Source organism: Mycolicibacterium iranicum, assembly GCF_002101705.1.
Lineage (GTDB): Bacteria > Actinomycetota > Actinomycetes > Mycobacteriales > Mycobacteriaceae > Mycobacterium > Mycobacterium iranicum.
The window spans coordinates 126,590-149,570 of record NZ_LQPC01000020.1 but is presented as its reverse complement, the minus strand read 5'-3'; the positions used below and the strand labels follow the sequence as shown (position 1 = coordinate 149,570).

The following is a 22,981-nucleotide window of genomic DNA, read 5'->3' as shown; positions in this document are numbered from 1 at the left end:
CTCAGTCAGGATGCGCGTGCTTTGGCGGCATCGGTCTTGCTGCGGGCTCGGCCCGCGGCCGAACGGCCGATCACCACGCGCATGATTTCGTTGGTGCCCTCAAGGATTCGGTGCACGCGGAGATCGCGCACGATCTTCTCCAGGCCGTACTCGCGCAGGTATCCGTAGCCACCGTGCAGCTGCAGCGCCTGGTCGGCGACCTCGAAGCACGAGTCGGTGACGTAACGCTTGGCCATCGCGCACAGTTCGACGCGGTCGGGGTGGTCGTTGTCGAGAGCCGTTGCGGCACGCCACAACAGCGCACGCGAGGTTTGCAGGGCGGTGGCCATGTCGGCCAGGGTGAACCGGATCGTCGGCTCGTCGAGCAGTGAACCGCCGAACGCCTGCCGGTCGGCCAGGTACGCCACCGCCTTGTCGTAGGCGGCCTGGGCGCCGCCCAGCGAGCACGCCGCGATGTTGATGCGACCCCCGTTGAGGCCTTTCATCGCGATCCCGAACCCGGTGCCCTCCTCACCGCCGAGCAGCGCATCGGCAGGCAGTCGCGCGCCCTCGAAGATGACCTGCGCCGTGGGCTGGGCGTTCCAGCCCATCTTCTCCTCGTTGGTGCCGAAGCTCAGCCCCGGTGTGTCCTTGGGGACGACGAACGCCGAAATCCCCTTCGGACCTTCGCTGCCCGTGCGGGCCATCACGATGTAGACATCGGATTGGCCGGCGCCCGAGATGAACTGCTTGACACCGTCGAGCACCCACTCGTCGCCGGATCGCACCGCCTTGGTGCGCAACGCGGCTGCGTCGGACCCCGCGCCCGGTTCGGTCAGGCAGTAGCTCGCGATGGTGTCCATCGACGCCAGCCTCGGCACCCACGCCTTGCGTTGCTCGTCGGTGCCGAACGTATCGACCATCCACGCGCACATATTGTGGATCGACAGGAACGCCGCCACCGTCGGGTCGGCGGTCGCCAGCTTCTCGAAGATGCGTACCGCGTCGAGGCGGCGCAACTCGCTGCCGCCGACGTCGTCGCGACAGTAGACGGCCGCCATCCCGAGTTCGGCTGCCTCACGGAGCACGTCGGTGGGGAAGTGGTGGGTGGCGTCCCACTCCAGAGCGTTTGGTGCCAAACGCTTTTCGGCGAACGCCGCCGCCGTCTCGGCGATGACCCGCTCGTCGTCGTCCAATCCGAAGTAGTCCACAGTGCTACTTCATGGTGGGAATGACGAACTCCGCGCCATCCTTGATGCCCGACGGCCACCGCTCGGTAACGGTCTTGACCTTGGTGTAGAACTGGATCGACGCGGGCCCGTGCTGGTTGAGATCGCCGAAGCCGGAGCGCTTCCAGCCGCCGAAGGTGTGGTAGGCCACCGGAACCGGGATCGGCACGTTGACGCCCACCATGCCGACCTGCACACGGGACACGAAATCTCGGGCGGCGTCACCGTCGCGGGTGAAGATCGCGACGCCGTTGCCGTATTCGTGCTTGCTCGGAAGGCTCAATGCCTCTTCATAGTCGGCGGCGCGCACGATGCACAGCACCGGCCCGAAGATCTCGTCGGTGTAGATCGACATGTCGGTGGTGACGTTGTCGAAGAGCGTGGGTCCGATGAAGAACCCCTTCGACAAGTCCTGGTCGTCGAAGGCCAATTCGTCGGTGGTTCGTTCGCGGCCATCGACCACGAGGTCTGCACCGGCCTCGACGCCCTGCGCGATGTAGCTCTTGACGCGCTCCAGCGCGGCACCGGTCACGAGCGGGCCGTAGTCGGCCTTCGGGTCGAGGCTGTGGCCGACGCGGAGCTGATTGACCCTCTCCACCAAGCGATTACGCAGGCGGTCGGCAGTCTCCTTGCCGACGGGAACCGCGACGCTGATGGCCATGCAGCGTTCGCCCGCGCTGCCGTAGCCCGCCCCGATGAGGGCGTCGACGGCCTGGTCGAGGTCGGCGTCGGGCATCACGATCATGTGGTTCTTGGCACCGCCGAAGCACTGCGAGCGCTTCCCGTGGGCCGCGGCCGTGGAGTAGATGTACTGCGCGATGTCCGAGCTGCCGACGAAGCCGACAGCCTGGATGTCGGGGTGGGTGAGGATTGCGTCGACGGCTTCCTTGTCGCCCTGGACCACCTGGAAGACGCCCGCGGGCAGACCGGCCTCCAGGAACAGCTCTGCCAGACGCAAGGGAACCGACGGGTCGCGCTCGGAAGGCTTGAGGATGAACGCGTTTCCGCATGCCAGCGCCGGGCCTGCCTTCCACAGCGGGATCATGGCGGGGAAGTTGAACGGCGTGATGCCGGCGACCACGCCCAGCGGCTGGCGGATCGAGTACACGTCGATGCCTCCACCGGCGCCCTCGGTGAACTCGCCCTTGAGCAGGTGTGGGATGCCGATCGCGAACTCGATGACCTCGACGCCGCGCTGGATGTCGCCCTTGGAGTCGGCGATGGTCTTGCCGTGTTCCACACTGAGCAGTTCCGCCAATTCCTCCACGTGCTGGTTGACAAGGTCGATGAACTTCATCATCACGCGGGCGCGGCGCTGCGGGTTCCAGGCGGCCCACTCCTTCTGCGCTTCGACGGCGGAGGCGACCGCGGTGTCGACGTCGGCTGCCGACGCGAGCAAGACCTCGGCCTGTACCTCGCCGGTGCTCGGATTCAGCACATCGGCCGTGCGGGTGGACGCCAGCTCGCTGCGCTTGCCGTCGATGAAGTGGGGGATCCGTGTGGACATGAGCCGGCCTTCCAAGAGCTACTGAGTAGAGATACTTGGATACCCTAGTAATGGGCTTGAGTGCTTCGCAAGGTTAAGCGAACCGCCGAAGAGCCGCGCTGTTCCTGCGCGATGGGATGAGGCTAGGCTGCCAAGGTGTCTGCGGTCGACGTGCTATGGACAGCGGGTTGGGATTCAACATTTCGAGTCGCTGACCTGCTTTCCACTCCGATGACATAGTGAGGCCGTGGTACGTCGTCGACCCATATCGGCGCTCCGCAACGATCGAACTTGAGACCCAGGATGTGATTCGGCGCGCCCTCGCAGACCTCGATCCCACCGCGACGAGGCGGTTATTGCCGGCGCAGATCGTCACTGTGGACGAAATCCCACAAATCCCCGAAATCACAGAACAGTTTCGGGCATTGCTAGGCAAGCAGTTTCTCGGTGGTCAATACGAATGGTTGGCACGGCTGGCCGAGAGCCGCCGGCTCGTGTTGGAGTTGAGCATTCACCGAGATGACCGTGCCCATAAAGTCCTAGCCGCTGCAGTCGACAACATCGACGGCTCGTATCGCCTGGTGGCGGGCCCAGTCGATCCGGCGCTCGAAATGTTCCGCCGCTTCCGGTTTCCGTTGTTCGAGACCACCAAGCTGGAAATGGGGGACGCTGCTCGTGACGGCGGCTTCTTACGGGTGATGGAACTGACATGGTTCTGCCACTCTCCGTTGCGAGGTAAGCCGTGCGGTTGCTGCAACCCATGTCGTTACACGCGAGCGGAAGGACTCGGCAGGCGCGTCCCGCCCCAGACACGAGGGCGCCTGTTCGAAGTCTGGCTCCGGGATAAGGCGTTGATTGCCCGCGAATGGGGCAGGCGGATCGTTTGGTCGCGTGGAGGCGTCAGAGAGTCCTAACGCGACGCAATACGTCGATGAACGCCTGCGTCTGCTCCCATGTCGGAAGCAGTCCGCGCGCACGCGCTTCGTCCAGAGTGGGGGCGTCGCGGTCGCGGTCGGACAGGATCAGCTCGCGTCCCGGAAGCCACGACGGCCAGTCGATGCCGAGCGCCGGGTCCAGCGGGTCGATGGTGTGTTCGCGCGTCGGATCGTAGGCGGCCGAGCACAGGTAGGCGACCGTCGAATCGTCGCGCAGCGCGAGGAACGCGTGCCCGAGGCCTTCGGAGAGATACACCGCCCGATGCGTGCTGTCGTCGAGCGTGACGGCATCCCAGGTGCCGAACGTCGGTGAGCCCACCCGGATGTCGACGACGACGTCGAGAACCGAACCGCGCACGCACGTCACATATTTGGCCTGACTCGGCGGCAGCTGGGCGAAATGCACGCCGCGCAGCACGCCCGCTTTCGACACCGAGCAATTGGCCTGCCGAAGATCCAGTCGGTGCCCGGCCACCGAGACGAACGAGTCGTCGGTGAACCATTCGAAGAAAGCACCCCGCGAATCCGTGTGCACCACAGGGGTGATCTCCCAGGCGCCTGCGACGGCGAGCTCACGCGACCTCACTGGCGCCTCTCCTCATAGGTGGCTTCCACTGCGTCTTTCAGTGGCCCCCACCAGGATTCGTTGTCCCGGTACCAGGCAATCGTGTTGCGCAGCCCGGCTTCGAAGTCGGTGTGTTCGGGCTGCCAGCCCAGCTCGTCGCGCAGCGGGGTGGCATCGATGGCGTACCGCAGATCGTGGCCTGCCCGGTCGGCGACATGATCGAAGTCGTCGGGGGAGCGGTCCATCAGTCGCAGGATCGTCTGCATCACCGAAAGATTGTCCCGTTCGCCGTCAGCGCCGATCAGGTAGGTGCGGCCGATCGTGCCGTGGGTCAGGATCCGCCACACCGCGCTGTTGTGGTCCTCGACGTGGATCCAGTCGCGCACGTTCGCGCCGGAGCCGTACAGCTTGGGCCGCCTTCCCGTGAGGATGTTCGTGATCTGGCGAGGGATGAACTTCTCGATGTGCTGGTACGGGCCGTAGTTGTTGGAGCAGTTCGACAGCGTGGCTGCCACCTGAAAGGACCGCACCCACGCGCGCACCAGCATGTCGGCGGCCGCCTTCGTCGACGAATACGGACTCGAGGGGTTGTACGGCGTCGACTCGGTGAACCGCCCGGGACTGTCGAGCGGAAGGTCGCCGTATACCTCATCGGTCGATACATGGTGCAAGCGAATGGGTTTCGATTCTGAAGCGTGTCGCACGGCTTCCAGGAGCGTGAACGTTCCCAGCACGTTCGAGCGGACGAACGGCTCGGGATCGGCCAGTGCATTGTCGACGTGCGTCTCGGCGGCAAAGTGCACGACCGCATCGGATTCGGCGACGAGTTTTCCGACGACGGCACCGTCGGTGACGTCGCCTTGAATGAGCCGGATCTCGGAATCCACATCGGCGAGCGCCTCCCGGCTACCCGCATAGGTCAGCGAATCCAGCACCGTCACGTGCGCATCGGGACGCTCACGCACCGCGTTCCGGACGAAGTTGGCCCCGATGAAGCCGGCACCGCCGGTGACCAGCAACCGCATGAGGATTGACCCTATCTAGTGCAATCCGGTCTGAAATCGCATGCCCTGTGTTCTCCTATGTGCGAATCCGTCAAGAAGAGGGGGATGCACATGCGATCTTCGGCGACCATCGGCGCTATCGCAGCAGTGACCGTGGCAATCGGCCTGGCCGTGACCGGCTGTGGATCGAGCGGCGACAGCAGTCAGACGGCCGAATCTTCTACTGCGTCGTCGAGCTCCCCCACCTCCACAGCAGAAACCAGCGCAGCCGCACCCGCCGACGCCCAAACGGTCGGGGAGTACCTGACCGCCAACGGCGTCACCCAGACGATCGTCAAGGCCAACGAGCCGGGCGTGCCGAAAATCGACCTTCCGATGCCCGACGGCTGGGAGTCGATCCCCGATGCCGACCTTCCGCAGGACGCATACGGCGCCATCTTCCTGTCTGCTGCGAAGGGCACGCCCAACCCGCCGGCGATCATCGCGCGGATGGCGCGTCTGGACGGCGACAACTTCGAGGTCGCCAAGATCCTGGAACTGTCCCCGAACGCCGTCATCAAGCTGCCGGGGTGGGAAGGCCCGACCGCCGGCACACCCAGCGAGCTCGACGGCAGCGAGGCGATGGCCATCGCGGGCACCGCGACGGTCGAGGGTGCACCAGGCTTCGTCGCACGCAAGACGGTCGTGATCGACGGTCAGGAGAACACCTTCGTGCTCGCGCTGGACGCCCAGGGCCCCGCCGATCAGCAGCAGGCGCTGCTGGACGCCATGGGTGTCATCGACGAAGGCACCACGATCACACCTTGAGCGGCCCCGCCAGCTCCTCCAGTGTCGACAGCAGTTCGTCTTCCCCGCCGAGCACCTGGATCGCGACGTGGTCGGCGCCCGCGGCGAGATGCTCGGAGAGCCGTGCGGCGATCTGCTCCGGTGACCCGTACGCCACGACCGCGTCGATGAACCGGTCACTGCCCGGGCGCACCAGGTCCTCGTCGGTGAACCCGAGTCGCTTCCAGTTGTTCACATAGTTCGACAGGCCTAGGTAGAAGTCGACGGTCGCGCGACCGATCTCGCGGGCTTTGTCCGCGTCGTTGGTGAGCACCACCTTGTGCTCGGGCGCGATGAAAACCGTCGGCCCGAGTAGTTCGCGCGCCTGGCCGGTGTGCACCGGGGTCGTCAAGTAGGGGTGCGCTCCCGCGCTGCGCTGCGCGGCCAGCTGCAGCACCTTCGGGCCCAGTGCCGCCAGGACCCGCCTGCTGGTCGGAACCTTCTTCGCGTCCAGCTTGTCCAGGTAGTCGACCAGTGCCTCGTATGGCTTCGTGTACTCCTGCGTGTGCTCCGGATGTCCTACGCCGACGCCGAGCAGGAACCGGCCCGGGAATGCCTTCTCGATGCGGTGGTAGGACTGCGAGACCTCGTCGGCGTCGGCCGTCCAGATGTTGACGATGCCGGTGGCCACCTGCAGCGTTTCGGTCTTCTCCAGAATCGGCTCGACGAACGCCAGGTCGGCGGCGGGAGACGCCCCGACCCACACCGTGCCGTAACCGAGTTTCTCGATCTCGACGGCCTGCTCCGGCGAGACCGGCGCCCCGGTCCACACCCCGAACCGGCCCTGTGCGGGCTTCAGCGACGGGCCCTCGGAGTTGATGTCAGCTTCGGTCATCGTTGTCTACCCTTTCACGTCCAGCTTGGCCGGGCTTGTGAACACCTGCACAGGCACATGGTCGGCGTCCCACCAGACCGTCACTACCCGGTTCTGCCACGTCTTGATCACCGAAGCCGAGATGTTTCCAGGAGTTCAGGTAGTTGGTCACGTGCAACCTGTGGCCGGGAGCGCGCTATTCCGCGACGTAGTTCTCCGGGGCGGGCGCCTCCAGCGGCAGACAGATCGAGAACGTGGTGCGGCCGGGCTGCGACTGCACCGACAGGTTGCCGTGGTGTTTCTCGACGACGATGCGCCAGGCGAGATCCAAGCCCAGCCCGGTGCCCTCACCGAAGGGTTTGGTCGTGAAGAACGGCGTGAAGATCCGCTCGATGATGTCCTCGGGGATGCCCGGCCCGTCGTCTTCGATCTCGACCCGGATCGTGTCCTCGTTCTCGCGCATGGTGCGCAGGGTCAGCGTGCCCTCACCGTTCATCGCCTGGATCGCGTTGTCGATGATGTTGGTCCAGACCTGATTGAGATCGCCTGGGTAGCAGAGCAATTCGGGAAGGCTCTTGTCGCAGTCCTTGACCAGCTTGATCGGGTTGTTCTTGCCGATCTTGTCGCCGAACATCATCAGCGTGCTGTGCAGCAACTCGTGCACGTCGGCGCTCTGGTAGGGCGCGCGGTCCATCTGCGAGTACTGTTTGGCGCCCGCCAGCAGCGCCGAGATGCGCTTGGAGGCTTCGGCGATCTGGTTCATCAGCAACTCGTTGTCGATCGTGTACTTCAGCCAGCCGATCGCTCCGGGCAGCGTTGCCGAGCAGTCGACGTCGTCCACCGAGGCCTCGACCCGCTCCAGCCAGTCGACGTCGAGACCGGCCTCCACGAACGTCGGCGCGTAGTCCCACGCGGACGAGATTCCGTGGTCTTCGAGCCAGTCGCCGATCTGGTCCTCGCGGTCGGAGGTCTCCAGCGCAGTGAGCTCCTGGCCCTTCGATTTGGCCACCTGCTCGGCGACTTCGTCCTGAATGCTGACCAGCACGCGCAGTGCCTCGGGGGTGAACTTGCCGTCGGCCAGCATCGCGAGCTTGTGCCGCATCTTGCCGACGCTCTCGCGCAGGTCGGCCACGGCGCGAGCGGTGGCACCCGCCGGATTGTTGAGCTGGTGGGTCAAACCCGCCGACAGCTGGCCGAGGGCGAGCAGCTTCTCCCGGGTGTCGATGATCTGGCGCTGCCGCATCCCGCCGACCATGTGGCCCTCCAGCAGGTGCACCGCCATCGGGAACTCTTTCCGCATGAATTCGGCGAATGCCGCGGCGTCGAGCACGAAGAACCTCGACGGCCGGGTGACCCGCACCGACGCCTGATACGTCTTGTCCTCGCCGGGAACGTAGGCCGACCACGCGCCGCAGTACACGCCGCGCTGCGAGGTCCGGTTGGTCTCGAGGTCGACGCCGCCGGAGCGCTTCGACATGACCAGCTCACCATCGATGAGCACGTAAAAGCACGTGGCCGGGTCACCCTCGGCGCAGATGGGACCGGGCTCGTAGGTCGCGATGTGGCCGTTCTCGCACAGCGTCTGCAATTGCTCGTCGGTCAGCTTCTCGAAAAGGAACAACGTCCGAAGTTCATCGGGCAGGCACTTTTCGCCCATGGCGGGATCCTTCCTATGGCCTGTCTTCGGCGGACGCTCTGAGGTTCTGGGGAGCCTGTAACCGCGGCGCAGTACTGAAACGCATATCGCCGGGGATTGATTCCGCCCGGAGGCTGCCGAAGCCGGTCAGGTCGCATGTGCTCATGTCTCGGCCAGGTACCTGTGCACGAGCATCACCGCCATCGAGCCCTCGCCGACCGCCGCGGCCACCCGCTTGGCGGATTCCGCGCGCACGTCCCCGGCGACGAACACCCCGGGAACGCTGGACTCCAGGTGGTGCGGGGGCCGGTCCAGCGTCCAGCCGCTGACGTCGCGCAGGTCCGGCCCGGACAGGATGAAGCCGTGGTTGTCGCGGACGACGACGCCGTCGAGCCACTCGGTGCGCGGCTCGGCGCCGATGAAGATGAACATCCGTCCGCAGTTGTGCTCCTGGCGCTCACCGGTCTTGGTGTTCTCCAGGCAGATGCCTTCGAGGTGGCCGTCGCCTTTGACCGCGTGCACGACGGTGTTCGGCAGTTCCTGGATGTTGTCGGTGGCTCTGATCTGCTGGATCAGGTAGTGCGACATGGAGTCTTCGAGCGTGCGCCGGATGACGATGTTGACCTTCTTGGCGGTGCGCGACAGATACATGGCGGCCTGCCCGGCCGAGTTCGCGCCGCCGATCACGTAGACCTCGTCGTCATCGCAGTCCGACGCCACCGACGCGGTGGCGCCGTAGTAGACCCCGGCGCCGGTCAGTCCGTCACAGCCCTCGGCCTCCAGTTGCCGGTACTCGACGCCCATCGCGAGGATCACGGCGCGGGTGCCGATCGTGCGCCCGTCGGACAGGTGGATGGTGCGGGCGCTGCCGTCGACCTCGAGCCTGGTGACCTCTGCGGCGGTGATCAGCTCCGCCTCGAACTTTTCGGCCTGCCTGCGGGCCCGCTCGGCCAGCTGTGCTCCCGACAATCCGTCCGGGAAGCCCAGGTAGTTCTCGATGCGGGAGCTCTGCCCGGCCTGCCCGCCGGTGGCGGTGCGCTCGATCAGCACGGTCTTGAGCCCCTCGGAGGCGCCGTACACCGCCGCGGCCAACCCCGCGGGTCCGCCGCCGATGACGACGAGGTCGTAGAAGTCGTCCGAGGGCGTGGTGGTCAGGCCCAGCGTCGCGCCCAGCTCGGCGTCGGTCGGGTCGACCATTGTCTCGCCCTGCTCGGTGATGATGACCGGAAGCGTCAGCCCATCGAGGCCCGCCGCCTCCAGCAGCTGGGCGCCCTTGGCCTCGTCGGAGCGAAACCATGTGTAGTACAGGCGGTTTCGGGCCAGGAACTCGCGCACCTCGGAGGAGCGGGCATTCCACGGGTGCCCGATGATCTTGGTGTGCGGGATCGCCCGGTCCCCGGTGGAGCGCCACGCCTCCAGCAACGCGTCGATGACGGGGTAGAGCTTCTCCTCGGGCGGATCCCACGGCTTGAGCAGGTAGTGGTCCAAGTCGACGACGTTGATCGCGTCGATCGCGGCGTGGGTGTCGGCGTAGGCGGTCAGCAGGACGCGGCGGGCCATCGGGTAGATGTCCATGGCGGCTTCGAGGAACTCGATGCCGCTCATCTGCGGCATCCGATAGTCGGCGACGAACACCGCGACCGTCTCGCCGCGCAGCTTCAATTCGTTCAGCGTCTCCAGCGCATCGGGGCCCGATTCCGCGCGGACGATGCGGTGCTTGTCGCCGTAGTGGCGGCGCAGATCGCGGGCCACGGCGCGCGACACCGCGGGGTCGTCGTCGACGGTCAAGATCACGGGTTTGCGGGGCTGGTGCTCAAGTCCAGTCATCGGTTCAAGTATGCGCCCGCTGTCCAGCGGAAAAGCCGCTCCACCGGACGGCTACGCGGACCCTGCGGGGCCGCTCAGTGCGCGATTTTGGGCATGGGCGCGGGGCGAGTAGCATGGATCAACGGTGCGGCTTCCGCGCCGACTTTTTGCGTGCCCCATCTCCGAGCCCCGTATCCAGGGGAATTCCCGGGACCCGGCCCACGTTTTCAAGTCGGATCGAAGGCTGCTCCGAGCAGGCCAGCAAGCCGGGTACGAAACGAAAGCAAGGATCGTTACAGAGTATGGCCAAAAAAGACGGTGCCATAGAGGTCGAGGGTCGTGTCGTCGAGCCCCTGCCCAATGCGATGTTCCGCATTGAGCTGGAGAACGGACACAAGGTCCTCGCCCACATCAGCGGAAAGATGCGGCAGCACTACATCCGCATCCTCCCCGAGGATCGCGTGGTCGTGGAGCTTTCGCCCTACGACCTGTCCCGTGGCCGCATCGTCTACCGCTACAAGTAACTCGAATACAAGACCTACGAGAAGAAGGATCGACACAGCCGTGAAGGTGAACCCGAGCGTCAAGCCGATCTGCGACAAGTGCAGGGTGATCCGCCGGCATGGGCGGGTCATGGTGATCTGCTCCGATCCCCGCCACAAGCAGCGGCAAGGCTGATCGACAGCCACGCAATAACGACAACTGAATGATGAACTCCCAGCACCACTGAGGGCATAGGGCCCTCGCTTCCGATGAGCGCTTGCGCGAAGAGCATCGGTGAACGCCCGGCACGGAGGCCGGGCCCCGACAAGAGTTTCGGGAACGGGCTGGGACAAGACCTCCGCAGAGAAGAAGGAATGGCACACGTGGCCCGTCTCATGGGTGTGGACCTCCCGCGCGACAAGCGCATGGAGATCGCACTGACCTACATCTACGGCATCGGCCGTACCCGCTCCCAGGAGATCCTGGAAGCCACCGGCATCAGCCGGGAACTGCGCACCAAGGACCTGACCGACGATCAGGTGACCCAGCTGCGCGACTACATCGAGGGCAACCTCAAGGTGGAAGGTGATCTGCGCCGCGAGGTGCAGGCCGACATCCGCCGCAAGATCGAGATCGGCTGCTACCAGGGCCTGCGGCACCGTCGCGGTCTGCCTGTGCGCGGCCAGCGGACCAAGACCAACGCGCGCACCCGCAAGGGCCCGAAGCGCACCATCGCCGGCAAGAAGAAGGCCAGGTAACCCCGGATGGCACAGGCAAAGAAGGCAGGAGCCCCGAAGAAGGGGCAGAAGACCCGCCGCAGGGAAAAGAAGAACGTCCCGCACGGCGCCGCTCACATCAAGAGCACGTTCAACAACACGATCGTGTCGATCACCGATCCCCAGGGCAACGTCATCGCCTGGGCATCGTCCGGACATGTCGGCTTCAAGGGGTCGCGGAAGTCCACCCCGTTCGCCGCGCAGCTGGCTGCCGAGAACGCCGCCCGCAAGGCGCAGGAGCACGGTGTCAAGAAGGTCGACGTGTTCGTGAAGGGCCCGGGCTCGGGTCGCGAGACCGCCATCCGCTCGCTGCAGGCCGCCGGCCTCGAGGTGGGCGCGATTTCCGACGTCACGCCGCAGCCGCACAACGGCTGCCGTCCGCCCAAGCGGCGCCGGGTCTAGGGAGGATCTAGAAAATGGCTCGTTACACCGGACCTGTCACCCGCAAGTCGCGCCGCCTCGGCGTCGACCTCGTCGGTGGAGATCAGTCCTTCGAGAAGCGCCCCTACCCGCCCGGCCAGCACGGCCGCGCGCGGATCAAGGAGAGCGAATACCGCACCCAGCTGCAGGAGAAGCAGAAGGCTCGCTTCACCTACGGCGTCATGGAGAAGCAGTTCCGCCGGTACTACGAGGAGGCCAACCGGCTTCCCGGCAAGACCGGTGACAACCTGCTCCGCATCCTGGAGAGCCGGCTCGACAACGTCGTGTACCGCGCAGGCCTGGCCCGCACCCGCCGCATGGCGCGTCAGCTGGTCAGCCACGGCCACTTCACCGTCAACGGCGTGAAGGTCGACGTGCCCAGCTACCGGGTGTCGCAGTACGACATCATCGACATCAAGGACAAGTCGATCAACACCCTGCCCTTCGAGATCGCCCGCCAGACCGCCGGCGAGCGTCCGATCCCGGGCTGGCTGCAGGTCGTCGGCGAGCGTCAGCGCATCCTCGTGCACCAGCTGCCCGAGCGTGCGCAGATCGACGTCCCGCTCACCGAGCAGCTGATCGTCGAGCTCTACTCGAAGTAACAATCCTGACCCCGGAATCCACCGGGGCTCAGGCCACCTAACGGCATCAAATAGCGGTTGCCGAGAAGGAGAAGAAAACAATGCTGATTTCTCAGCGCCCCACACTCAGCGAAGAGGTCATCGCCGAGAACCGGTCCCAGTTCGTCATCGAACCGCTGGAGCCCGGATTCGGTTACACACTCGGCAACTCGCTGCGTCGCACGCTGCTGTCGTCCATCCCGGGCGCAGCGGTGACCAGCATCCGCATCGACGGTGTGCTGCACGAGTTCACCACCGTCCCCGGAGTCAAGGAAGACGTCACCGACATCATCCTGAACCTCAAGGGTCTGGTCGTGTCCTCCGAAGAGGACGAGCCCGTCACCATGTACCTGCGCAAGCAGGGCCCGGGTGCGGTCACCGCCGGCGACATCGTTCCGCCGGCCAACGTCACCGTGCACAACCCCGACATGCACATCGCCACGCTGAACGACAAGGGCAAGCTCGAGGTCGAGCTCGTCGTCGAGCGCGGCCGCGGCTACGTGCCCGCCGTGCAGAACAAGGCCTCCGGTGCCGAAATCGGCCGCATTCCGGTCGATTCCATTTACAGCCCGGTCCTCAAGGTCACCTACAAGGTGGAGGCCACCCGTGTCGAGCAGCGCACCGACTTCGACAAGCTGATCCTCGACGTCGAGACCAAGAACTCGATCAGCCCGCGTGATGCGCTGGCCTCGGCCGGCAAGACACTGGTCGAATTGTTCGGTCTGGCACGGGAACTCAACATCGAAGCCGAGGGCATCGAGATCGGCCCGTCGCCGGCCGAGGCCGACCAGGCCGCGCACTTCGCGCTGCCGATCGACGATCTGGACCTGACGGTGCGGTCGTACAACTGCCTCAAGCGCGAGGGTGTGCACACCGTGGGCGAGCTGGTGGCCCGCACGGAGTCCGACCTGCTGGACATCCGCAACTTCGGCCAGAAGTCCATCGACGAGGTGAAGATCAAGCTGCACCAGCTCGGTCTGTCGCTCAAGGACAGCCCGGCCAGCTTCGATCCGTCCGAGGTTGCCGGCTACGACGTCGCCACCGGCACCTGGAACAGCGATGCCAGCTACGACCTGGACGACAACCAGGACTACGCAGAAACCGAACAGCTCTAGAGCGCACCCGCTCTGGAGATCCGTCCCGGCCCTACCTGATACGGGGGTCGGCCCCGAATAGGAGATAGTCGCAATGCCTAAGCCCACCAAGGGCCCTCGCCTCGGCGGGTCGTCCTCGCACCAGAAGGCGCTCCTGGCCAACCTGGCCACGTCGCTGTTCGAGCACGGCCGCATCAAGACCACCGAGCCGAAGGCACGGGCGCTGCGGCCGTACGCGGAGAAGCTCATCACCCACGCCAAGAAGGGCACGCTGCACAACCGGCGTGAGGTGATGAAGAAGATCCGCGACAAGGACATCGTCCACGTCCTGTTCGCCGAGATCGGTCCGTTCTTCGCCGACCGCAATGGCGGCTACACCCGCATCATCAAGGTCGAAAACCGCAAGGGCGACAACGCCCCCATGGCGGTCATCGAGCTGGTGCGGGAGAAGACCGTGACCTCCGAGGCCAACCGCGCGCGCCGTGCGGCCGGTGCTCATAAGGTCGCGGCCGCCGCGGCGCCGCAGGCAGCTGTCGAGCCAGAGGCCACCGAAGGCCCGACCGTTGAAGAGGCCGAGGCTGTGGAGGAGACCCCGATCGCCGATGAGGCCGAGGTCGAGACCCCCGGCACAGTGTCCGAGGAAGCCGCCGAAGAGGCCTCGGCCGAGGAGTCGACAACCGAGGACGAGAAGTCTGACGACAAGTAGTCATCGCATGGACGAACCCGCCACCGATTCCGGTGGCGGGTTTGTTCGTTTGCGGCTCGACATCGCCTACGACGGAACGCACTTCGCGGGCTGGGCCACCCAGGCCGGGCAGCGCACCGTGGCCGGCGTGGTTGACGACGCGCTCTCGACGGTGTTCCGGACGCCGGTGTTGACGCGGGCGGCGGGTCGCACGGATTCCGGGGTGCACGCCACCGGACAGGTCGCGCACGTCGACGTGCCCGCCGACGCGCTTGCTCATGCCTATCCGCGCACGGTGCGCGCCGGGGAGGCGGAGTTCGGGCCGCTCGTCCGCCGTCTCGGGAGGATGCTCACCGAGGACGTCCGTGTCCGTCAAATCCAGCGTGCCGCACCAGGATTCGACGCCCGATTCTCGGCATTGCGCCGCCACTACGTGTACCGGCTGACGACGGCGCCGTACGGCGCGGAGCCGGCCGAGTCACGTTACGTCACGGCGTGGCCCCGCCCCCTCGATGTGGATGCGATGGCCGACGCCGCGCGAAACCTGTTGGGCCTGAGGGATTTCGCGGCGTTCTGCCGGCACCGGGCCGGTGCTACGACGATCCGGGACCTGCAGCGATTGGATTGTGTCCGCGAGGGCGACCGCATCTGTGTGCACGTCAGTGCCGATGCGTTCTGCTGGAACATGGTGCGCTCGCTGGTGGGCGCGCTGCTCGCCGTCGGTGAGCACCGTCGTGACGCGGCATGGTGTGCCGGACTGCTTGAGGCGACCCAACGTTCCAGCGACTTCGCCGCCGCACCGGCGCGCGGGCTGACGCTCGTCGGCGTCGACTATCCGGCCGACGAGGACCTCGAAGCCCGCAACGCGGTGACGCGCGACCTGCGGACGGTCATCCTGAAAGACCCAGAAGTCGGCTAGATCCTGGGCGCGACGAAATCGGCAGCCTGGTTGACCATGCCCGCGTTGATGTACGCGGGGGCCAGGTGGTCGGGCCAGTAGTCTTGCCAGTTCTCCGGATCGGTAGGGCTGCAGATCGGGTCGTCGCCGTGGCAGAGCTCGATGGTCCGCTCCCGATACACGGGGTTGAAGTTGGCGATCGGCGCGACCCAGGCGATGCCATTGCCGAACAGGGCGACCGCGGCGATGTGCCGATCCGCGCCCGGCGGCAGCGGCCTCTTGAAGCCGAATGCGGCGAACGGAACGGCGAGCACAACGTCGGTCACCGCGGCACCCAGGGAGTAGCCGCCGAGCACCAACCGGGTGTCGGGACAGTTGGCCATGTTCCACTGAATGCGGTTGCTCATGTCGTTGGCGCCGATGTCGATCTCGGTATCGGCGGGATACTTCACCGCGTAGAGGCTGACGTTCTGGCCGGTCTTGGACCGCAGGGCGCTGATCAACGCATTGCCGATCTGGCCTGCGCCTGGGGATTCCACGCGGCCGCGGGCGAAGATGAGCTCGGCGTCGGGGCACGACTGCGCCGAGGCGGCCGGCGGCAGGATCAGCGCCGCCGCGCCCAGAACGAGCGCGGCGAACAGCGTCGGTAGGCGAAATTTTCGCAGCTGACGAATCACTGTGCCGATCTTAACTGCCTGTGAGCGTTCAGACCCGCCCTGCGGCAAAGCTGGCCGCCTGGCCGATGAATGGGGACCGTTCGTAGCTGGTATGTGCAAACGGATTCCGGCCGTCCGAGCAGATCGGGTCACCGTCGGCGCACAGGTCGACCGCTTTGCCGGTGAAGGAGCCGCGGGCTGAGATCGGGTTGCCGAACTTGGTGGCCGGATTGCCGAACACCGCCACTGCCGCGACGTTGCCGTTGAGGCTGCCGGGCAGCGGAGGTGCGGAGCCGATGTCGCCGATGCGGTTGCCCAGCGGTGGCACCCCGGCCAGCATGTCGACGACGGCAGCGCCCTGTGAGTAGCCACCGAGCACGATGCTGGTGTTGGGGCATTGTGCGGCCATGGTGGCGATGCGGGCCGCGGCGTCGTTCGCCCCGTCGGCGGAGGTGAAGAAGTCGTAGCTGGCGGGGTAGTTCACGCCGTAGGTGGTGACGGTGCGGCCACCCAACTGGTTTCTGAGCTGGTCGGCGAGCGCCAGGCCGACGCGGCCGACGCCGGGCGGCTCGCTGGTCCCGCGGGCGAACACCACCTCGACGTCCGGGCAGGGCTGGGCGTTCGCCGTGGCGGCGGGCAGGATGGCGGCGGACGCCATCAGGGACATCGGCACCATCGCGGCTGCGGTGGTCGCGAGAATCCGGCGGCTCATGCGGTCGAAAGGCACAAGACACCGTAACGCATAGCTGAGCTAGACGAGACCGGCGACGAAGGCCGCGGCCTGGTTGGTGAAGCCCGCGGGTCCGTAGTTGCTGTGGGCCGGGACGTCATCGCCGCCCGAGCAGACGGGGTCGCCGACGTTGCACAGGTCAATCGAGCGCGAACCCCATACCGGGCTCGCTGTGATCGGCAGACCGACCTTGGTGGTCGGGTTGCCGAACAGCGCGATGGCCCTGACGAAATCCGGGGCGTTCGGCGGCAGCGGGTTGTTGAACCCGACGGCCGGGAACGGCACCGCGGCGATGACGTCGATGACCGCGGCGCCCTGCGAGTAGCCGCCGAGCACCAGCCGGGTGTTGGGGCAGTTGGCCATCATGTACTGGACGCGTGCGCTGGCATCGTTGGCGCCGCCGGCCGCCGCGAGGAAGTCGAAGGTCGCCGGGTAGACCACGGCGTAGGAGCCGACCGACCGGCCCCCGACCCGACCCTGCAGTGAGTCGACGAATGCCGACCCCACCCGGCCGAGGCCCGGCGGCTCATCGGTGCCGCGGGCGAAGATGACCTCGATGTCAGGGCAGCCCTGCGCGTTGGCGACGGGCGCTGTGACGGTGGGCGCGATGAGCAGGGCGGCAGCGGTCATGACGGCGGCGACCACCGCCGAGAGCCGGCGGCCGACTTCAAGATCGATCTTCACCCGCCCGATGTTAGCGGGACTACCGGGTGGTTGCCGGTGCGTTTTCGGGCCACGTCACCAAGTCGTTGTCGTCGAGTTCGCTGCGGTCACCCTGGCGAGCCAGGGCCAGTCCGAAGAGCATGATCGCTGCACCGACGGCCTGCAACGCGGTCATCGCCTCGCCGAGCAGCACCCACGCCGCGATCACGGCGAACATCACCTCGGACAACCCGACCAGCGAGGCGAACCGCGGACGCAGCCGCGCAATGCCGATGATCCCGAGCGTGTACGCGATGGCCGTCGGGATCACTGCCAGTGCCACCACCGGAACGATCCACGAGGTGGTCCAGCCCGCGATGACCGTGTCGCCGGACGTGAAGGTCAACGGCATGACGCCCGATGCGCCCAGTGCGGCCACCGCGAAGGCGCCCACGATGAGGCCGCCCGCGGCCAGCGTGATGGGGTGGACGGGCGCCTGCCCGTCAGGTCCCTCGGCACCGGCTTTGTCAGACATCAGGAAGTAGCACGCCGCGCAGACCGCCGCAGCCAGCCCCCAGCCGACGCCGACCAGGTTGATGTTTGCACCGGCCAGCCCGTGGGGCCCGACGATGCCGAGCACCAACATGATTCCGGCCACCGCGAGCACCACCCCGGCCAGTGTCAGGTTGGTGGGGCGCTTGCGCGTGGTCGCCCATAGCCAGCCCACCACAAGGATCGGGGCGGTGTATTCGAGCAGCAGTGCCACACCGACCGACAGGTGCGAGACGGCGTTGTAGTAGAAGAGCTGTGCGCCGGCGATCGGAACCAGCCCATAGAGGACCACGGTCCTGACGTGCGTGGTGGCTTCGCGCAGCCAGCCGGGACGGACCACGAACGCAAAGACCGCCATTGCCAGTGCGCCGCCGGCAAGTCGTGCCGTGACTGCCGCGGTCGGGGTCCAGCCCGCCTCCATCAGAGATTTCGCGAACGGACCCGACGATCCGAACGCAAACGCGGAGCCGATCGCGAAGAGTAGACCGGTACGGAAGTGATCGACCTGCTGCCGGGTCGTCTCGAGCGCAGCCATAGGAACACCTCCGGGGTTCAGACAAGGAATGTCATGAGTAAAATCAGCTTTGGTCATGACGCTAGCCGAAGGAGGAGTCATGAGTCAAATGCTTTTCACTCATGACACCGAGCTCACATTGCGGGCCGCCAGTGTCCTCATCAACAGCAATCGGGTGGACGGGGAGCAGATGCCCGACCTCGCGGCGCTCGACGAGTACCTGGACGGGTTCGGGTGGACGGGCAGGCGTGACCACGACGACGCCGAGCTCGCCGCGGTGCACCAGTTGCGCGACCGGCTGGGCCGGATCTGGGCGACCGCCGGCGACGAGGTCCGCGCGGTCGAACAGGTCAACGCACTGCTGTCGGATACGAAGGCGTCGCCGTGGCTGACCCGCCACCCCGAGATGCCGGAATGGCATCTGCACCTCGCGTCGATCCACGACCCGCTCTGGCAGCGGATGGGCGCCGAGATCGCGATGGCGCTGGCGGACCTCATCCGTGGGGGTGAGCTGCGGCGGCTCAAGATCTGCGCGGCGCCCGACTGCGAGGCCACCCTGGTAGACCTGTCGCGCAACCGGTCGGGCAAGTTCTGCGACACCGGCAACTGCGGCAACCGCCAGCACGTCGCCGCCTATCGGAACCGCCGCTCCAACAAGTGATCTGACCCCTGCGCCCGCGTCGTTACGCTGGCCACGGGGGGCTGGCACGGGGGAGTGATGGGGCAACCGACGACACGGCTGCAGGTCAGCGGCCACCGGTTCATGGCGCGCCGGATGGAGCATGCGCTCGTGCGCGGTGACACCCGCATGATCGACGATCCGCTACGCGGGCAGAAGCTTTCGCTGATCTCCGGCGCGGTGCTGGCTGTCATCGCGGTCGCCGTCTGTGCCGTGCTCGCGTTCGTGCGTCCGGGCGCAAGTCTCGGGGACGCGCCCGTCGTCGTGGTCAGGGAGTCCGGAGCGATGTACGTGCGTATCGACGACGTCCTGCACCCGGTGTTCAACCTGGCCTCGGCCCGCCTGATCGTCGGCGAGGCCGTCGAACCCCGCGTGGTGTCTGCGCGGGCGGTCGAACGTGCCGAGCTCGGAGCACGAGTCGGGATACCCGAAGCGCCTGAACAGATTTCGCCGCCGCTGAGCGCCGAGGAGTCCCGCTGGACGGTCTGCGACGACCAGCACGCCACCACGGTCTTCGCCGGACCCGTGTCCGCCGGCGGTCTCGAGCCAGGCCGCAGCGTGCTGGTGACACCGCGTGGTGGAAGTGCCGCGCTCACCTACCTGCTGCACGGCGGTTGGCGGTCGCGGGTCGACCTTCGCCACGCCGCCGTGGTCCGGGCTCTGCGCATCGACGGCGTTGTGCCACAGTCGGTGTCGCCGGAGATGCTGGCAGCGATCCCCGAGGCCCCCGCGATTGTGCCGCCGCACATCGCCGACGCGGGCCGCCCGGGGCCTGGCATCCTCCGGAATCACGCTGTGGGCAGCGTGGTGGCCTCGGGCGAAGACCGCTTCGTCGTCCTCGCCGACGGGCTGCAGCGGATCGGCGAGGTCGCCGCGGATCTGATTCGCTACACCGACGCTCGTGTCGGCGCCGAGATCCCGACCGTGTCCAGCGCTGCCGTCGGGGCGGTGCCCGTGGTCACCTCCCTGCCTGTGAGCACGTATCCGCGGCACGGCGGTGTCGTCACAGACCCGGTCGTTTGCGCGCAATGGGCGCCAGCCGATGGCGAAACAGGCTCGCGCACCGACGTTCTCGTCGGTACTCAGCTGCCGAAAGCTGCGCCTCCCATCGGCGGGGTGTCCGTGCCCGCGGGGCGGAGTGTGTTCGTGCGGTCGGTCGGACTGACCGGCGGCGGACGCAGTGCGGGTTCGCTTTTCCTGCTGACAGATTCGGGCCTGTTGCACGGAGTGCGTGACGACGAGACGGCCGCCGCGCTCGGTCTGGTGGGGCCCGCTGTCTCAGCGCCGTGGCCTATTCTCGCGCCACTGCCCCGGGGGCCCGAGCTGAGCCGTGACGCCGCGTCAGCCGCCCCATAATCACAGACAGGGCTGCGACGCACGCCGTGAGTGCGAAACAGAGGGCGGCGCCGCGAAGGGCCGTGCGTGTGCTCGCCGGCTCCGCCACGGATTCGACGGCGTCGATCGGTGCTTTCGTGCGGGCTGGTGCGGGGCGCAGACCGCTGTCGCTGACCGCGGCCATCGGATCGATCACGCCGTGTCCGACCACCGGGTTCCACCCCGAGGAGGACGACTGGGCGGTGTCTTCGATGCGCCGCATCACCTGACGTGCGGTCAGTTCCGGTGATCGGGCCCGTACCAGGGCGGCGACCGCGCTGACGACGGGGACGGCATAGCTGGTCCCGGACAGCGGGGCGCCGGAGGGGGACACATCGACAAGACCGTCGCCCGCGGATGCCAGGGACACGACGCCCTCACCGGGTGCTGCGACGTCCACCCAGGGGCCCGCGAGGCTGAAGTCTGACGGAGTTCCATCTGCGGCGACCGACCCGACGGTCAGCACAAGGTCGTCGTACCACGCCGGACTCGCGACCGTGCTCACCTGTTCGGCACCCGCGGCGCCACGGGGGTTGTGGTCCCGGCACTGACCCGGTCCTCCCACATTGCCTGCCGCCGCAACGACCACGACATTCTTGACGTCGACGGCATACGACAGCGCGGCACCCAGCGCCTCGTCCGCGAGGACGGTGTCGACCGGCACGCACGCGACCGTGGAGATGTTGATGACCGTCGCCCCCAGGTCGGCGGCGGTACGCACCGCCGCCGCCAGTGTCGCTACGTCACCGACGCCGGTGCCTCCGGGTTCGTCGATTGCATGAAACTTGTTGCTGGACTGTCTGATCGACAACAGCGAGACATCCGGTGCGATTCCGGAGAAGCCCTCGGGGTCGCCTGTGTCCGGCGTGGCGCCGATGATCCCGGCGACGATCGTGCCGTGGCCGTCGCAGTCATTGGTCCCGTCATGCCGCGAGACGTAGTCGCCGCCAGGGACGAGGTGCGGCAGCCTGCGGTGGCGGGTGACGCCGGTGTCGATCACCGCGACGGTCTGGCCCGCCCCGCGTGTCAGGGCCCACACACTCGATAGGTCCATGCCGCCGAGCTGCCCTGGCTCGGCGGTGGCCGCCGGCGGTGCGGTGGCGCACTCGTCGTGCTGAGCGGTCGGATGCGCCGGAGCGGGCGGGCCCGCGTCAGGAAGCCGACGTTCATCCACAGCAGGTGGGCTCACGGCGAGGGCCGCCGGCGCGGACTGCGCGAGCGCGACGGCCGACACCGCAAGGACTCTCAGCGCTCGACCGGTCACGACAGGCTCGCTTCCCGGACGAGCCCGTAGAGGCCGGCGACCCAGAACGCCAGCGGAATCACCGACACCAGCGCCGCATACTCGACGACCTGAATAGCGTTACGCAGCAACGGGCTGAGTTCGATCGGGCGGCTGAAACACCAGCTGCAGGCGGCGCATCCGACGGCAGCTGCCACGCATAACCAGTGCGCCAGCGCAGGGGCTGCGGCGACCGCGACGGCGAAAGCCGAGAGCAGAGCCGCGATTCCCGCGATGAACAACCACACCCGTCTGCAGGGGTCGACGTGAGAGCGTTGGCGCAGGACCAGCAGCACGCCGAGATCGGCGGCAAAGCACGCGGCGAGGATCATCGGCGAGCCGTGGTGCACTGCCGCTCCCCCGACAGCGAAGGCGCCCAGCATCGCCGACACCGACCACCCCGCCACCAGTGCGGACAGGGTCCGGTGCGCCGCGGCGGCGCGCTGTTCGTCGACGTCGAGGTGTGCGGGTCCGAGGCGCGTGGCGAGTGCAGCGATTCGCGGCGCGGCCGACAGCCCCACGAGGGAGATGATTGCCAGGGCGGCGCCCGCCACGACGAGTCGCGGTCCGACCGCGATGCACAGCGCGACCGCGGCGGACACCGCACCGCCCGCCGCCGCGCACGCCGTCATCAACCCACAGTCGTCGGTCATCCTCAGCAGCAGCGTGGACATCGCCATTGCCGAGGCCGCCGCGAGTAGTGCGGCCGCCACCCACCCCGCGCCCGGAACCGCGAGAATGCCTGTCGCGCTGACGAACACCACGGCACCAAGACTCAACAGCTCGGTCGACTCCCGGTCCGAGCGGCCGACCGCGACCGCCGCCGTAGCCGCAACTGCGGCGAGCGTTGCTGCCGCACCCAACGGCCATATGGTCGCGGCATGCAGACCCGCCCAGACCAGTAAGACGGCCGACAATAGAGTGCCTGCCGCGGCGGCGGACACCAGGACGCGGCGAGTCAACGGAGCGGTTGCCGCTGTGCGCGCGACCACCCCGCACGGCTCGGTGGGCGTCAGCCGTGGGCGTGGCAGCGGAGCCGTCGAGAGGATGACGATGTCACCATCCTGAATGCCGTTGTCCTGTAGTGACACTGAGGTATCAAGCGCTGCTCCTGCTGCACGCGTCAGGTGCCACCGCTGCGGCGCGTCGGCGGTATCGCCGAAGATCGCGCACACGATCGGCGGTATCAGCTCGCCGAGCGGACACTGCGACGGCAGAACCAGATCGACGCTGCCCGACTGATCCGCACCCGTCACCTCGACGACCAATCGGCACAACGTATCCGGCACCGTCTGAA

General features: G+C 67.0%; 25 protein-coding genes. 12 read left to right on the top strand and 13 right to left on the bottom strand.

Annotated features, from left to right (window positions below):
• Positions 1-5 precede the first annotated feature (5 nt).
• Positions 6-1,190, bottom strand: a complete 1,185-nt coding sequence (locus tag AWC12_RS05765) for an acyl-CoA dehydrogenase family protein (RefSeq protein WP_085172905.1) — start codon at positions 1,188-1,190, stop codon at positions 6-8.
• Positions 1,191-1,194: 4 nt separating this feature from the next.
• On the bottom strand, positions 1,195-2,715 hold the full coding sequence (locus AWC12_RS05760) for a CoA-acylating methylmalonate-semialdehyde dehydrogenase (protein ID WP_085172904.1): 1,521 nt from the start codon (positions 2,713-2,715) through the stop codon (positions 1,195-1,197).
• Between the two features lie 218 nt (positions 2,716-2,933).
• On the opposite strand from AWC12_RS05760, the gene AWC12_RS05755 reads away from it, so the two are divergent.
• Positions 2,934-3,608 (top strand): hypothetical protein, encoded by a 675-nt coding sequence (locus AWC12_RS05755; RefSeq protein WP_085172902.1) that lies wholly within the window; start codon positions 2,934-2,936, stop codon positions 3,606-3,608.
• Here the strand turns inward: AWC12_RS05755 and AWC12_RS05750 are convergent.
• Together AWC12_RS05750 and rfbB are read right to left on the bottom strand one after the other, a co-directional pair.
• A complete protein-coding gene (locus AWC12_RS05750) occupies positions 3,595-4,215 on the bottom strand; it encodes a dTDP-4-dehydrorhamnose 3,5-epimerase family protein (RefSeq protein ID WP_085172900.1) in 621 nt (206 codons plus the stop codon). The two genes, AWC12_RS05755 and AWC12_RS05750, sit on opposite strands and share 14 nt — an antisense overlap.
• Positions 4,212-5,219 carry a dTDP-glucose 4,6-dehydratase gene (gene rfbB / locus AWC12_RS05745; RefSeq protein WP_024446241.1) on the bottom strand — a complete coding sequence of 336 codons (1,008 nt, stop codon included), beginning with the start codon at positions 5,217-5,219 and terminating at the stop codon, positions 4,212-4,214. Before rfbB ends, AWC12_RS05750 begins: the two co-directional genes overlap by 4 nt.
• Before the next feature lie 90 nt (positions 5,220-5,309).
• On the opposite strand from rfbB, the gene AWC12_RS05740 reads away from it, so the two are divergent.
• Positions 5,310-6,005, top strand: a complete 696-nt coding sequence (locus AWC12_RS05740) for an LpqN/LpqT family lipoprotein (RefSeq protein WP_085173118.1) — start codon at positions 5,310-5,312, stop codon at positions 6,003-6,005.
• Here the strand turns inward: AWC12_RS05740 and AWC12_RS05735 are convergent.
• From AWC12_RS05735 to AWC12_RS05725, 3 genes are all read right to left on the bottom strand, one after another.
• The gene (locus tag AWC12_RS05735; protein WP_024446243.1) at positions 5,995-6,858 is read right to left on the bottom strand and encodes an LLM class F420-dependent oxidoreductase; all 864 of its coding nucleotides are present in this window, start codon (positions 6,856-6,858) and stop codon (positions 5,995-5,997) included. The genes AWC12_RS05740 and AWC12_RS05735 overlap by 11 nt on opposite strands.
• 175 nt (positions 6,859-7,033) lie before the next feature.
• Entirely contained in the window at positions 7,034-8,494 is a 1,461-nt protein-coding gene (locus AWC12_RS05730) for an ATP-binding protein (protein WP_024446244.1), read from the bottom strand.
• A gap of 141 nt (positions 8,495-8,635) precedes the next feature.
• Positions 8,636-10,300 carry an NAD(P)/FAD-dependent oxidoreductase gene (locus AWC12_RS05725; protein WP_024446245.1) on the bottom strand — a complete coding sequence of 555 codons (1,665 nt, stop codon included), beginning with the start codon at positions 10,298-10,300 and terminating at the stop codon, positions 8,636-8,638.
• A gap of 281 nt (positions 10,301-10,581) precedes the next feature.
• Between AWC12_RS05725 and infA the strand changes: the two genes are divergently transcribed.
• The 8 genes from infA to truA all read left to right on the top strand — a co-directional run bounded on the left by infA (position 10,582) and on the right by truA (position 15,276).
• A complete protein-coding gene (infA, locus tag AWC12_RS05720) occupies positions 10,582-10,803 on the top strand; it encodes a translation initiation factor IF-1 (protein ID WP_003418601.1) in 222 nt (73 codons plus the stop codon).
• A 40-nt stretch (positions 10,804-10,843) separates the two neighbouring features.
• Positions 10,844-10,957, top strand: a complete 114-nt coding sequence (gene rpmJ / locus AWC12_RS05715) for a 50S ribosomal protein L36 (RefSeq protein WP_003879483.1) — start codon at positions 10,844-10,846, stop codon at positions 10,955-10,957.
• A gap of 188 nt (positions 10,958-11,145) precedes the next feature.
• The gene (gene rpsM, locus AWC12_RS05710) at positions 11,146-11,520 is read left to right on the top strand and encodes a 30S ribosomal protein S13 (RefSeq protein WP_024446246.1); all 375 of its coding nucleotides are present in this window, start codon (positions 11,146-11,148) and stop codon (positions 11,518-11,520) included.
• Positions 11,521-11,526: 6 nt separating this feature from the next.
• Entirely contained in the window at positions 11,527-11,940 is a 414-nt protein-coding gene (gene rpsK, locus AWC12_RS05705) for a 30S ribosomal protein S11 (RefSeq protein WP_024446247.1), read from the top strand.
• Between the two features lie 14 nt (positions 11,941-11,954).
• On the top strand, positions 11,955-12,560 hold the full coding sequence (gene rpsD / locus AWC12_RS05700; protein ID WP_024446248.1) for a 30S ribosomal protein S4: 606 nt from the start codon (positions 11,955-11,957) through the stop codon (positions 12,558-12,560).
• Between the two features lie 80 nt (positions 12,561-12,640).
• Entirely contained in the window at positions 12,641-13,693 is a 1,053-nt protein-coding gene (locus tag AWC12_RS05695; protein WP_024446249.1) for a DNA-directed RNA polymerase subunit alpha, read from the top strand.
• 73 nt (positions 13,694-13,766) lie between these two features.
• On the top strand, positions 13,767-14,378 hold the full coding sequence (rplQ, locus tag AWC12_RS05690) for a 50S ribosomal protein L17 (RefSeq protein WP_085172898.1): 612 nt from the start codon (positions 13,767-13,769) through the stop codon (positions 14,376-14,378).
• Between the two features lie 7 nt (positions 14,379-14,385).
• Positions 14,386-15,276: a tRNA pseudouridine(38-40) synthase TruA gene (gene truA, locus AWC12_RS05685; RefSeq protein WP_024446251.1), complete on the top strand. Its 891-nt coding sequence runs from the start codon at positions 14,386-14,388 to the stop codon at positions 15,274-15,276.
• Here the strand turns inward: truA and AWC12_RS05680 are convergent.
• The 4 genes from AWC12_RS05680 to AWC12_RS05665 all read right to left on the bottom strand — a co-directional run bounded on the left by AWC12_RS05680 (position 15,273) and on the right by AWC12_RS05665 (position 18,370).
• On the bottom strand, positions 15,273-15,932 hold the full coding sequence (locus tag AWC12_RS05680) for a cutinase family protein (protein WP_024446252.1): 660 nt from the start codon (positions 15,930-15,932) through the stop codon (positions 15,273-15,275). The two genes, truA and AWC12_RS05680, sit on opposite strands and share 4 nt — an antisense overlap.
• A 28-nt stretch (positions 15,933-15,960) precedes the next feature.
• On the bottom strand, positions 15,961-16,578 hold the full coding sequence (locus AWC12_RS05675) for a cutinase family protein (RefSeq protein ID WP_412098594.1): 618 nt from the start codon (positions 16,576-16,578) through the stop codon (positions 15,961-15,963).
• An 84-nt stretch (positions 16,579-16,662) separates the two neighbouring features.
• Positions 16,663-17,271, bottom strand: a complete 609-nt coding sequence (locus tag AWC12_RS05670) for a cutinase family protein (protein ID WP_165762775.1) — start codon at positions 17,269-17,271, stop codon at positions 16,663-16,665.
• 73 nt (positions 17,272-17,344) lie between these two features.
• The gene (locus AWC12_RS05665; RefSeq protein ID WP_085172894.1) at positions 17,345-18,370 is read right to left on the bottom strand and encodes an EamA family transporter; all 1,026 of its coding nucleotides are present in this window, start codon (positions 18,368-18,370) and stop codon (positions 17,345-17,347) included.
• A gap of 88 nt (positions 18,371-18,458) precedes the next feature.
• Between AWC12_RS05665 and AWC12_RS05660 the strand changes: the two genes are divergently transcribed.
• Both AWC12_RS05660 and eccB read left to right on the top strand, forming a co-directional pair.
• A complete protein-coding gene (locus AWC12_RS05660; protein ID WP_024446256.1) occupies positions 18,459-19,010 on the top strand; it encodes a CGNR zinc finger domain-containing protein in 552 nt (183 codons plus the stop codon).
• Positions 19,011-19,067: 57 nt separating this feature from the next.
• Positions 19,068-20,384, top strand: coding sequence for a type VII secretion protein EccB (gene eccB, locus AWC12_RS05655; protein ID WP_085172892.1), 1,317 nt, complete (start codon positions 19,068-19,070; stop codon positions 20,382-20,384).
• Here the strand turns inward: eccB and mycP are convergent.
• Complete coding sequence (gene mycP, locus AWC12_RS05650; protein WP_085172890.1) at positions 20,320-21,666, bottom strand: type VII secretion-associated serine protease mycosin; 1,347 nt, start codon at positions 21,664-21,666, stop codon at positions 20,320-20,322. The genes eccB and mycP overlap by 65 nt on opposite strands.
• Positions 21,663-22,973 (bottom strand): type VII secretion integral membrane protein EccD, encoded by a 1,311-nt coding sequence (gene eccD / locus AWC12_RS05645; RefSeq protein WP_085172888.1) that lies wholly within the window; start codon positions 22,971-22,973, stop codon positions 21,663-21,665. The genes mycP and eccD overlap by 4 nt, the downstream gene beginning before the upstream one ends.
• Between the last annotated feature and the right edge of the window lie 8 nt (positions 22,974-22,981).

What these genes read in the sequence shown, in the direction of transcription:
- AWC12_RS05740 (WP_085173118.1), top strand. Translation starts at nt 5,310, where the DNA reads ATGCGATCTTCGGCGACCATCGGCGCTATCGCAGCAGTGACCGTGGCA.
- AWC12_RS05695 (WP_024446249.1), top strand. Translation starts at nt 12,641, where the DNA reads ATGCTGATTTCTCAGCGCCCCACACTCAGCGAAGAGGTCATCGCCGAG.
- AWC12_RS05735 (WP_024446243.1), bottom strand. Translation starts at nt 6,858, where the DNA reads ATGACCGAAGCTGACATCAACTCCGAGGGCCCGTCGCTGAAGCCCGCA.
- rfbB (WP_024446241.1), bottom strand. Translation starts at nt 5,219, where the DNA reads ATGCGGTTGCTGGTCACCGGCGGTGCCGGCTTCATCGGGGCCAACTTC.
- infA (WP_003418601.1), top strand. Translation starts at nt 10,582, where the DNA reads ATGGCCAAAAAAGACGGTGCCATAGAGGTCGAGGGTCGTGTCGTCGAG.
- AWC12_RS05670 (WP_165762775.1), bottom strand. Translation starts at nt 17,271, where the DNA reads ATGACCGCTGCCGCCCTGCTCATCGCGCCCACCGTCACAGCGCCCGTC.
- rplQ (WP_085172898.1), top strand. Translation starts at nt 13,767, where the DNA reads ATGCCTAAGCCCACCAAGGGCCCTCGCCTCGGCGGGTCGTCCTCGCAC.
- rpsK (WP_024446247.1), top strand. Translation starts at nt 11,527, where the DNA reads ATGGCACAGGCAAAGAAGGCAGGAGCCCCGAAGAAGGGGCAGAAGACC.
- AWC12_RS05760 (WP_085172904.1), bottom strand. Translation starts at nt 2,715, where the DNA reads ATGTCCACACGGATCCCCCACTTCATCGACGGCAAGCGCAGCGAGCTG.
- AWC12_RS05675 (WP_412098594.1), bottom strand. Translation starts at nt 16,578, where the DNA reads ATGTCCCTGATGGCGTCCGCCGCCATCCTGCCCGCCGCCACGGCGAAC.
- eccB (WP_085172892.1), top strand. Translation starts at nt 19,068, where the DNA reads ATGGGGCAACCGACGACACGGCTGCAGGTCAGCGGCCACCGGTTCATG.
- rpsD (WP_024446248.1), top strand. Translation starts at nt 11,955, where the DNA reads ATGGCTCGTTACACCGGACCTGTCACCCGCAAGTCGCGCCGCCTCGGC.
- truA (WP_024446251.1), top strand. Translation starts at nt 14,386, where the DNA reads ATGGACGAACCCGCCACCGATTCCGGTGGCGGGTTTGTTCGTTTGCGG.
- AWC12_RS05730 (WP_024446244.1), bottom strand. Translation starts at nt 8,494, where the DNA reads ATGGGCGAAAAGTGCCTGCCCGATGAACTTCGGACGTTGTTCCTTTTC.
- AWC12_RS05665 (WP_085172894.1), bottom strand. Translation starts at nt 18,370, where the DNA reads ATGGCTGCGCTCGAGACGACCCGGCAGCAGGTCGATCACTTCCGTACC.
- AWC12_RS05660 (WP_024446256.1), top strand. Translation starts at nt 18,459, where the DNA reads ATGCTTTTCACTCATGACACCGAGCTCACATTGCGGGCCGCCAGTGTC.
- AWC12_RS05725 (WP_024446245.1), bottom strand. Translation starts at nt 10,300, where the DNA reads ATGACTGGACTTGAGCACCAGCCCCGCAAACCCGTGATCTTGACCGTC.